The organism is Methylorubrum zatmanii (assembly GCF_014845115.1).
In the GTDB taxonomy this organism is placed as follows: domain Bacteria; phylum Pseudomonadota; class Alphaproteobacteria; order Rhizobiales; family Beijerinckiaceae; genus Methylobacterium; species Methylobacterium zatmanii.
Map to the genome: position 1 here is coordinate 1 of NZ_NKUI01000006.1, position 10,074 is coordinate 10,074.

General features: G+C 70.2%; 12 protein-coding genes. 10 read left to right on the forward strand and 2 right to left on the reverse strand.

Annotated elements, in window-relative coordinates; all coding sequences use genetic code 11:
* The 4 genes from MZTS_RS00840 to MZTS_RS00855 form a co-directional block, all read left to right on the forward strand.
* The coding region (locus MZTS_RS00840) for an SDR family oxidoreductase (RefSeq protein ID WP_192280495.1) at positions 1-792 on the forward strand (792 nt) is incomplete at its 5' end.
* 8 nt (positions 793-800) lie between these two features.
* Positions 801-1,667 (forward strand): SDR family oxidoreductase, encoded by an 867-nt coding sequence (locus MZTS_RS00845; RefSeq protein WP_192280498.1) that lies wholly within the window; start codon positions 801-803, stop codon positions 1,665-1,667.
* A 25-nt stretch (positions 1,668-1,692) separates the two neighbouring features.
* A complete protein-coding gene (locus tag MZTS_RS00850; protein WP_192280501.1) occupies positions 1,693-2,697 on the forward strand; it encodes a magnesium transporter CorA family protein in 1,005 nt (334 codons plus the stop codon).
* Positions 2,698-2,923: 226 nt separating this feature from the next.
* Positions 2,924-3,649: a DUF4198 domain-containing protein gene (locus MZTS_RS00855; RefSeq protein ID WP_009865618.1), complete on the forward strand. Its 726-nt coding sequence runs from the start codon at positions 2,924-2,926 to the stop codon at positions 3,647-3,649.
* Between the two features lie 447 nt (positions 3,650-4,096).
* Here MZTS_RS00855 and MZTS_RS00860 read toward each other — a convergent pair whose 3' ends face one another.
* On the reverse strand, positions 4,097-5,017 hold the full coding sequence (locus MZTS_RS00860; RefSeq protein ID WP_192280504.1) for an oxidoreductase: 921 nt from the start codon (positions 5,015-5,017) through the stop codon (positions 4,097-4,099).
* Positions 5,018-5,149: 132 nt separating this feature from the next.
* Here MZTS_RS00860 and MZTS_RS00865 point away from each other — a divergent pair, with 132 nt between their 5' ends.
* Positions 5,150-5,719 (forward strand): fasciclin domain-containing protein, encoded by a 570-nt coding sequence (locus MZTS_RS00865; protein WP_192280507.1) that lies wholly within the window; start codon positions 5,150-5,152, stop codon positions 5,717-5,719.
* Positions 5,720-5,952: 233 nt separating this feature from the next.
* A complete protein-coding gene (locus MZTS_RS00870) occupies positions 5,953-6,903 on the forward strand; it encodes an alpha/beta fold hydrolase (RefSeq protein ID WP_192280510.1) in 951 nt (316 codons plus the stop codon).
* A gap of 21 nt (positions 6,904-6,924) precedes the next feature.
* Here the strand turns inward: MZTS_RS00870 and MZTS_RS00875 are convergent, their stop codons facing one another.
* On the reverse strand, positions 6,925-7,419 hold the full coding sequence (locus MZTS_RS00875; RefSeq protein ID WP_192280513.1) for a GFA family protein: 495 nt from the start codon (positions 7,417-7,419) through the stop codon (positions 6,925-6,927).
* A 492-nt stretch (positions 7,420-7,911) separates the two neighbouring features.
* On the opposite strand from MZTS_RS00875, the gene MZTS_RS00880 reads away from it, so the two are divergent.
* The 4 genes from MZTS_RS00880 to MZTS_RS00895 all read left to right on the forward strand — a co-directional run.
* Positions 7,912-8,748 (forward strand): alpha/beta fold hydrolase, encoded by an 837-nt coding sequence (locus tag MZTS_RS00880; protein ID WP_192280516.1) that lies wholly within the window; start codon positions 7,912-7,914, stop codon positions 8,746-8,748.
* A 265-nt stretch (positions 8,749-9,013) separates the two neighbouring features.
* On the forward strand, positions 9,014-9,247 hold the full coding sequence (locus MZTS_RS00885; protein ID WP_192280519.1) for a hypothetical protein: 234 nt from the start codon (positions 9,014-9,016) through the stop codon (positions 9,245-9,247).
* Positions 9,248-9,252: 5 nt separating this feature from the next.
* On the forward strand, positions 9,253-9,498 hold the full coding sequence (locus MZTS_RS00890; RefSeq protein WP_192280521.1) for a BrnA antitoxin family protein: 246 nt from the start codon (positions 9,253-9,255) through the stop codon (positions 9,496-9,498).
* Between the two features lie 22 nt (positions 9,499-9,520).
* A partial coding sequence (locus MZTS_RS00895; protein ID WP_192280524.1) for an ABC transporter permease subunit occupies positions 9,521-10,074 on the forward strand: 554 nt, incomplete at its 3' end.

Sequence of the window (10,074 nt, forward strand, 5' to 3'; positions counted from 1 at the left end):
GGCCTGGGCGAGGCGGGGGCGACGGTGATCGTCACCGCGCGCTCCTCCGAGACCGGCCGGCGCACCGAGACGCGCCCGGAGGCGATCGAGGACACCGCCCGCGCCGTCGATGCGGCGGGGGGCGAGGGCCACCACTACCTGTGCGACCACACCAGCGAGCGGGCGGTGGACGAACTGGTGCACTGGACGCTGCGCCGCTTCGGCCGGATCGATGTGGCGGCCTCCAGCGTCTGGGGCGGCAACGAGGGGTTCGACGGCGAACGCTACCCCGACGGCGCCGCCTGGGGCACGCCGTTCTGGCGCCGCTCGGCCGAGCCGTTCTCGCGCTTCCTGGGGACCGGGCCCTATCCGGGGCTGCTGCTGGCCCGCGCGGTGGCGCCGGCCATGGTGTCGGCGGGCGCCGGCCTGATCGCCTTCGCCTCCTTCGGCACGGAGGAGGGCTATCTCGGCGATCTCTATTACGACCTCGCCAAGGCGGTGACCAACCGCCTCGCCTATGCCTGCGCGCAGGAGCTTTCTCCGCACGGGGTCTGTGCCCTGTCGCTGTCGCCGGGCTTCGTCGCCACCGAGCGGGTGCGCGATGTGGGGCAGGAGGCTCTGGCGACCGAGAGCCCGCTCTATGCCGGCCGGGCGCTGGCCGCGCTCGCCGCCGATCCGGCCGTGCTGGACCGGGCCGGGCGGACGCTCCATGTCGGCGACCTCGCCCGCGCCTACGGCTTCACCGACGCCGACGGACGCCAACCGGAGCGATTCCGGGTCGCAGCAGGGGACGCAGGAGGGGAGATCGCATGAGTGATGGCATGAGTGACAGCAGCAGCCTGACCGGAAAAACCCTGTTCATCACCGGCGCCTCGCGGGGCATCGGGCTGGCCATCGGCCTGCGGGCGGCCCGCGACGGCGCCAACGTCGCCATCGCCGCCAAGACCGCCGCGCCGCATCCGAAGCTGGAGGGCACGATCTTCACCGCCGCCGAGCAGATCGAGCGGGCCGGGGGCAAGGCGCTGCCGCTGGTGGTGGATGTCCGCGACGAGGAGGCGGTGAGGGACGCCCTCGACCGGACCGCGAACACGTTCGGCGGCCTCGACATCGTGGTCAACAATGCCAGCGCGATCTCGCTGTCGACCACGCCCAAGACCGAGATGAAGCGCTTCGATCTGATGCACCAGATCAACACGCGCGGCACCTACATGGTCAGCAAATACGCGATTCCCTATCTGGAGAAGGCGGAAAACCCGCACATCCTGATGCTCTCGCCGCCCCTCGACATGGCGGAGAAGTGGTTCGCGCCGCATCTGGCCTACACGATGGCCAAGTTCGGCATGTCGCTCTGCGTGCTCGGGCTGGCGGGGGAGTTGCGGAGCCGGGGCATCGCCGTCAACGCCCTGTGGCCGCGCACCACCATCGCCACGGCGGCGGTGCAGAACCTGCTCGGCGGCGACGCGCTGATGCAGGCGAGCCGCACCCCGGAGATCATGGCGGACGCCGCCCACGCCCTGTTCCTCAAGGATGCGCGCGGCATCACCGGGCGCTTCCTGATCGACGACACGTTCCTGGCCGAGGAGGGTGTCACGGAGTTTTCAAAATATCGCGTCACAGCGGGGGTCCCGCTTGCGCCGGACTTCTTCGTGCCGGAGACAAGCGTCGCGCCCCCCGGGGCGCTGGATTGAGGCTTCTCCTTCAGGTCGCACGCCCTTGATCTTCACGCACAAGCCCGTCGCGGGCGACACCCAGACGGTGCTGGAGCGCCGCTACCTCGATCTGCAGGAGCCGATCCCGGAGGATACGGTCTGGCTCGACCTCGTCCGCCCGACCCGGGAGGAGGAGGTGAAGGTCGAATCCTTCCTCGGCATCACCGTGCCGACCCGGGAAGAGATGAAGGACATCGAGCCCTCCGAGCTGCTCTATGTCGAGGCGGGCGCCCGCTACATGACCGGCCGGGTGCTCTCCCGCGTCAGCGATTCCGAGGAGCCGGGGCTGGCCGGCATCACCTTCATCCTGCGCGACAACCGGCTGATCACCGTGCGCTACGAGGAGCCGCAATCCTTCCGCATGTACACCCAGCGCGCCGGCCGGGCGACGGGCAACGGCCCGTCGAGCTCGGTCTCCGGCGAGTCGATCCTGGCCGGGCTGATCGAGGCGGTGATCGACCGCGCCGCCGACGTGCTTCAGCTCCAGGGCGAGCGGATCGACCGGCTCTCGCGCAAGATCTTCGAGGACAAGGGCGATCCCTCCGCCCGCAACACCGCCCTCCAGGACACGCTGCGGGCCCTCGGCCGGCACGGCGACCTGATCTCGAAGCAGCGCGAGAGCCTCGTCTCGATGGAGCGCATCCTGCTCTCGCTCTCGGCCACCTACCGCACGGCCAAGGCCCCGCGGGAATTGCGCGAGGACGTGCGCTCGACCCTGCGCGACCTGCAATCGCTGGAGGAGCACGCGACCTTCATCTCGGCCAAGATCCAGTTCCTGCTCGACGCGACGCTGGGCCTCGTGAACCTGGAACAGAACAACATCATCAAGCTGTTCTCGGTCATGGCGGTGGTGTTCATGCCGCCGACCCTGATCGCCTCGATCTACGGCATGAACTTCAAGACCATGCCGGAACTCGAATGGCATTTCGGCTACCCCGTCGCGGTCGGCATGATGGTGGTGGCGGCCGTGCTGCCCTACGTGTTCTTCCGCTGGAAGAAGTGGCTCTGAGGGCCAGCCTCGGGGGCAACACCACCAGGGCGGAGCGGAAGAACAGCGAGGGTTATCCCGCCGCTTTCGACCGCTCGCCGAGGGAAGAAGGCTTGAGGGCCGAGCGTCGTGCCTGCCGCGAAATCGGGAATCCGGTGCGCGAATGGCCTGCATCCTGCCTTCATCCGGGAACGATGGGCTGCCATCGACCCTGCCGATCCGGCTTTGCACCGCGAGTGTCGCCCCGATGAAATCCGTTGCTTGTCTCGTTGCCGCGTTCCTCGCCTGGACCGTGCCGGCCACGGCCCACGACCTCTGGCTGGCCCCCGGCCAAGGCGGCGTCCATGTGCTCTACGGGCATCCCCACGAGCCGGAGATGCCGAGCGCGGCCAAGCTGATGAGCCTGACCGCCTACGAGGCGTCCGGCACGAAGGCGCTGGCGGCGAAGGCGGAAGCGGGCGTGCTGCGGGCGGCCTACCAGGGCGACGCCCTCGTCGCGGCGGCCTACGACAACGGCTATTGGGTTCGCCTCGAGGACGGGACCTACCGCAACGCCAGCAAACGCGTGCTGCCCCTGGCGACCAAGAGCCTATGGTCGATGAAGTTCGCCAAGGCGGCCCTCGGCGCGGCCGCCCCCTGGGATCGGGTGGTCGGCCACCCGCTGGAGATCGTGCCGCTGGAAGATCCGGCGACAGCCTCCGGCACGATCCGGGTCAAGGTCCTGTTCGAGGGCCGTCCGCTGGCCAGCGCCAGCGTGGTCGCGACGGACGGCGTCAATTTCAAGAGTGAGGCGGATCAGGCGCGCGCCACGACCGATGCCGAGGGCATTGCCAGGGTCCCCCTCCGCAGCGCCGGCCCGCAGGTGCTCGCTGCCAGCCATCATGTCCGCCCCTCGCAGACCCCGCAGCTGGCCGACACCGACGCCTATTCGGCGACCTTCGCCTTCACGATCTCCGACCCGAAGACGAACTGAACGGAAGCCTCCGAACGGCAACAGACGACTCCGGCGGTGACGCCGGGGCTGTCTGCCCGGGCTAACATCCGAACGGGCGCGGTGCCGGAGATCTACGCGCCTTGGTTTCATACCCAATCCGGTTGCCCAATCCGGTTGCCCAATCCGGTTGCCCAATCCGGTTGATCCCTTCGGGAGGGCGGATTCGGGTTTCGCTCGAACGCCGCGCGGGCTTGCCGAGACGCACCCCGCTCCGATCAAGCGGAGGCCGTATCCTGCATCAGGCCCGCGCAGCCGGTGCAACTGATACCGCCCTACGACAACGGCCGCTCTCGGGCTGAGGAGGCGTTGTGAGCGAGGATGGCTTGGAAGGGTCAGATGCGGGACGTCCGTATCCGGGTGGAAGGGCGGAAGCCGCGCTCCCAACCCCTCACAGTCCTTCCCAGCCGCCCGCCGCGCCGCCCTCCCTCACACCGAAAACCGCACCCCCGTGAGCGTCGCCATCACCGTCCACAGACGGGCCGCCGTCGCCCGGTCGCGGGCATGGGCGGCGAGGGCGGCGGGCTTCGGGTGGCCCTTCGCCTCCCAGAACCCGTCCGGGCCGTAATAGCCGCCGCCTTCCGCCTCCGGGGCGGTGGCGGCGTAGAGGATGGGCAGGGCACCCTGGGCGGCGGATTGGCCGACGAGGGAGAACAGGGCATGCCCGACCCAGCGCTGGAACGCGCCGGCCCGGTCGCCCCGGCGAAACACCTCGGTGACGGCGAGCCCCGGATGGGCCGCCAGGGCGGCGATGCCGGAGCCCGACGCCTTGAGCCGCCGGTCGAGTTCGAGGGCGAACATCAGGAGCGCGAGCTTGCTCTGACGGTAGGCGGCCTGCGGCCCGTAACCCTCGCGCCAGTGGAGGTCGTCGAAGCGGATCCGGCCGCTGCGATGGGCGAGGCTCGCCACCGCGACGATCCGCGCCGTGGGGCTCAGGGCGGGCAGGAGCAGCCCGGTCAGGGCGACATGGCCGAGGGTGTTGGTGGCGAGCTGACGTTCGAACCCGTCCACGCTCTCCTCGCGGGAGGGCACGGCGGCGATCCCGGCATTGAGGATGAGCCGGTCGATCGGCTGCCGCGCCGGCCAATCCGCGGCGAAGGCGCGCACGGAGGCCAGGGACGCGGTGTCGATCAGGCGCACGGCGAGATCGGCGCCGGGATGCGCGCGGGCGATGGCCTCGGCGGCGCGCGCCCCCTTCGCGGCATCGCGCACCGCCAGCACCACCGCCGCGCCGGCCCCGGCCAGGGCCAGCGCCGTCTCGTATCCGAGCCCGGCGCTCGCTCCCGTCACCACGGCACGGCGGCCGGCCTGGGAGGGGATGTCGGCGACGGTCCAGCCTCGTCTCGCCATCGGGCGGCATGCCTCCGCGTTGCAAAAAAAGATGCAGAAAAAAATCCGATCGCGCGAAACCGATCCCGCGCGCCCTCCGTAATGGCCCGCGAAATCCCCGGAAGGACGGGGCTTTTCGCACAGGAGGAAACCATGATCCGTATCCGTAGTTCGGTCGCGACCCGCGCCGCCCTCGCGCTCGCCCTCACCCTGGGCGCCGCGGCGCCGACGGCGGCGCTCGCCAAGAACCCGATGGTCGGCGGCGCCCCGATGTACGCCTCCAAGACCATCGTCGAGAACGCGGTGAACTCGAAGGACCACACCACCCTGGTGGCGGCGGTGAAGGCGGCGGGCCTCGTCGACACCCTGAACGGTCCCGGCCCCTTCACCGTCTTCGCGCCGACCAATGCCGCCTTCGCCAAGCTCCCGGCGGGCACGGTCGAGACCCTGGTGCAGCCGCAGAACAAGGCGACGCTCACCGGCATCCTGACCTATCACGTCGTGCCGGGCACCTATACCGCCAAGGATCTGATGGCCCTGGCCAAGAAGAACGGCGGCGAGGCCAGCCTCAAGACGGTCCAGGGCGAGCCGCTCACGGTCCAGACCCGCGGCAAGAAGGTGTTCGTGACCGACGCCAAGGGCAACACCGCCACCGTCACGGTCGCCAACGTGATGCAGTCGAACGGCGTGATCCACGTCATCAACGGCGTGCTCCAGCCCTGATCCGGCCCAGAACTCCTTGAGAGGCGACGCCCCGGCCCGAACGGGCCGGGGCGCATTCCGGTGTCCCCCGTCGTCACACGCTCTCCGCCGGACCGGCATCCCCTTCGGCGCGGAGCGCGCTATCCTTTTTTCGGCGATGCCCTTGATGCCGACGCCCTCGATGCCCTGCCGCGACGCGCGCCGCCCCCGCTCGGACAGGCCCTGGCCCCTCTCGCCCGCGAAGGAGACCGCCGATGCCGGCACAGACAGTCCTCGCCGCCGCGGCCGCCCTGGCGCTCGGACAGGGGACGCCGCCGCTCTCCTCCGTCTCCGCCACCACGACCTATCGTCGCACCGAGGTGAACGGCGTCGGCCTCTTCTACCGTGAGGCCGGCCCGCGCGACGCGCCGACGCTCCTGCTGCTGCACGGCTATCCCTCGTCCTCGCGGCAATGGGATCCGCTGCTGCCGCTGCTCGCCGACCGCTACCACCTGATCGCGCCCGATTATCCCGGCTTCGGCCACAGCGACGCGCCGTCCCCGGCCGATTACGCCTACACCTTCGACAACCTCGCCAGGACGATGGAGGGGCTGGTCACGCAACTCGGCCTCGCGCGCTACACCCTCTTCCTCCAGGATTACGGCGGACCGGTCGGCTTCCGCATGGCGCTGGCCCATCCCGAGCGGGTCAGCGCCCTGATCGTCCAGAACGCCAACGCCTATACCGAGGGGCTCGGGGCGAAATGGCAGGGCATCGCCCGATACTGGGCCGATCCCGCCGCCCATCCCGAGCAGGTCGATGCCTTCACCTCGCTCGAGGGCGCCAAGCAGCGCCATCTCGGCACCAGCCCCAACCCGGAGCGCTACAACCCGGACAGCTGGGTCGACGAATATGCCGGCCTCACCCGTCCGGGGGCGAGGGAGATCCAGGCGGCGCTGCTCTACGATTACCGCACCAACCTCGCCGCCTACCCGGCCTGGCAGGCCTGGATGCGCGACCACCCGCTTCCGACGCTGATCCTGTGGGGCCGCTACGACCCCTCGTTCCTCGTGCCGGGGGCGGAAGCCTATCTGCGCGACAGGCCGACGGCCGAGCTGCATATCCTGAATGCCGGACATTTCGCGCTGGACGAGGCCACGGACGCGGTCGCCCGGCTGACGCGGGACTTCCTCGGCCGCCATGTCACGGCCCCCTCCGCTCCGTGACCTTCGCCTCACCGGAGACGATCAGCTCCGCCGGCGGCCGACGATGTGGGGCGCGTCATGCACAAGCGGCAGGTGCGGGCGGCCGGCCTCGTCGATGGCGGGGCCCGCGAAGGTATTGAGGCCTGGCAGCAGCACGGCGTCGGGCCGCGCCGAGGCGACGAAGACCTGCTTGGCGTTGTCGGGCCGCACCTCGATGCAGGCCGGATCGTCCAGCGTCCCGGCAGAGACGCCGCACAGACCGGGAAAACGCTCGAAGGTCATGAAGAGCATCGTCCCGCAGGTGGCGCAGAAATGCAGGTCGACCGGCTTGCCGCTGCCCTCCGAGCGGTGCCGGTAGGTCGCCGGCTGGCCCGAGGTGACGCGCAGATCGTCGCGGTCGAACAACGGCTCGACGAGATGGCTCGATCCGGTCACGCGCTGGCAGAAGCGGCAGTGGCAGAGCGTGACCCGCAGCGGCGGGCTGCGCGCCTCGTAGCGCAGGGCCCCGCACAGACAGCCGCCCGACAGAACCGGCATGCGCCCTCCGCACCCGCTCGAACCAAGCCCGGCCCGCCCTCCGCCCTGATCGCGGCCCCTACCTTAATCAGGGCGCCCGTATCCGCATAGGACGATTCCGGAGAAGTGGATGCCGGCGCGGCGCAAGACTGCGCATCGCACGACAACGGAGCGCCGATGGTCCGCCCAGCCGGCACAATGATCGATCGAAACAATTCGGACAGGTCGGCGCCCGCGAGCCGCAATCCTTACGACCGAATAGTATGAGAAGATGCGCAATCCCCAGCACATCCGCCTGGCATTCTCATATTTTCCTACACGACAACACGCGAATCTCGCACAAACGATCCCGGCGGCGGGACGGCCCGCGGCCGAAACCACTCATTGAAAGAAACGATGCGTTTCCATCGTTTCTGTTTTCGAGCCTCTCTAACGGGATCATCCTCTCACCATCGCCTCACCGCCGGGGCGGCTCGAACCGGACGCGCCCGGCCCCCTTCACGGAGACGCATCATGGCGACGATCACCACCGAGGACGGGACCGAGATCTACTACAAGGATTGGGGGCCGAAGGACGCGCAGCCGATCATGTTCCATCACGGCTGGCCGCTCTCCTCCGACGATTGGGACGGGCAGATGCTGTTCTTCCTGCAGCACGGCTTCCGCGTCATCGCCCATGACCGGCGCGGGCACGGCCGCTCGGCGCAGGTCTCCGAAGGCCACGACATGGACCATTACGCCGCCGACGCCTCGGCGGTGGTCGCGCATCTCGATCTGAGGAACGCCGTCCATATCGGCCATTCCACCGGCGGCGGGCAGGTGGCGCGCTACGTCGCCCGGTTCGGCGAGCCGCAGGGCCGGGTGGCCAAGGCGGTGCTGGTGAGCGCGGTGCCGCCGCTGATGCTGCGCACAGAGGCCAATCCGGAGGGACTGCCGATCGAGGTGTTCGACGGCTTCCGCAAGGCCTTGGCCGACAACCGCGCCCAGTTCTTCCTCGATGTCCCGACCGGCCCGTTCTACGGCTTCAACCGCGACGGGGCGACGATCCGCGAGGGTGTGATCCGCAACTGGTGGCGCCAGGGCATGATGGGCTCGGCCAAGGCCCATTACGAGGGCATCAAGGCCTTCTCCGAAACCGACCAGACCGAGGATCTGAAGGCGATCTCGGTCCCGACCCTGGTGCTGCACGGAGAGGACGACCAGATCGTGCCGATCGTCGCCTCGGCGCCGAAATCGGTCAAGCTGCTGCGGAACGGCACGCTGAAGACCTATCCGGGCCTGCCGCACGGGATGCTCACCACCCATGCGGACCTGCTCAACGCCGACCTCCTGGCCTTCATCCGCGGCTGAGCGCGGCGGCCGCGTCGCGGAGCGGACGGGCGGCGGCGGGGCACTGCCTCGCTCCTGCCCGAAGAGAGGCCGAAGAGCGGGGGAAAACCCGGCCTGCCCCCGCCGAATTGGTCTTTGCCGTCGCTTTCGTGCTAAGCCTTGAGGAGAACCCCCGACGGTCCTGCTCGGGGCTTTTTATCGTCCCGCGCTCGACCCTTCCGCGTCGGGACGCCGCGCGCCGCCGCCGGGACCCCGTGCGGCGCGATCCTCATCGAAAGACCTTTTCATGAGCGACGACATCGACGCCAAGACCCGCGCCGCCGACCGCGCGGAGCGGGCGGAGCGCATGGCCCGGGAGGGCCAGCAGGCCATGGCCGAGCATCTGGCCGCCGTCAAAGCCGTGGACGAGCGCACGGTCCGCCTGCGGGCCCTGCGGCTGGCCAAGGAGGCGGAGGAGGCTGCGGCCAAGGCCGCCAACCCACCCGCGCCCAAGCGCAGCCGCAAGAAGGCGACGGCCTGACCGCCATGGCGATCGACCGCACCCGCCGCCCGAGCGACCCCCGTCAGGCGGCCGAGGCCGCCTTCCGGGCCGTGACACGCAAGACGCCCGAGGCTGCCGCCCCGGCCGCGCCCAAGGCGGCGATCGTTCCCGGCGTGCGGGAGACGGTCTCGCTGCGCATCGACAAGGCGGTGCTGGAGCATTTCCAGAAGGACGGCCCCGGCTGGCAGGACCGCATCAACGCCGCCCTCAAGGCCGCCGCCGGGCTGTGACGGCGGGCCTGCCGGCCGCCGGATGCCGGGGGAGGGGCGCGTGAGCGGGCTCGTGGGCCTGCTCGGTCTCAGCCCCGACGAGGCGACGGCCCTTCTGCTCTCCCTGCGGGTCGGCGCCGTGGCGACCCTCGCGAGCCTGCTGCCCGGCCTCGCCGTGGCGTGGCTGCTGGCGCGCCGGCGCTTTCCCGGCCACGCCCTGCTCGACGGGCTGGTTCACCTGCCGCTGATCCTGCCGCCGGTGGTGACGGGTTACCTGCTGCTCCTCGCCTTCGGCCGGCGCGGGCTGTTCGGCGCGTGGCTCGCCGAGATCGGCATCGTGTTCTCGTTCCGCTGGACCGGCGCGGCGCTCGCCTGCGCGGTGATGGGCTTCCCGCTGATGGTGCGGGCGATGCGCCTGTCGATCGAGGCGGTCGACCGCAAGCTCGAACAGGCGGCGGCGACGCTGGGCGCCGCCCCGCCCCTGGGGTTCCTGACGGGGACCCTGCCGCTCAGCCTGCCCGGCATCCTCGCCGGGGCCGGGGTCGCCTTCGCCAAGGCGATGGGAGAGTTCGGGGCCACCCTCACCTTCTTCCCCCA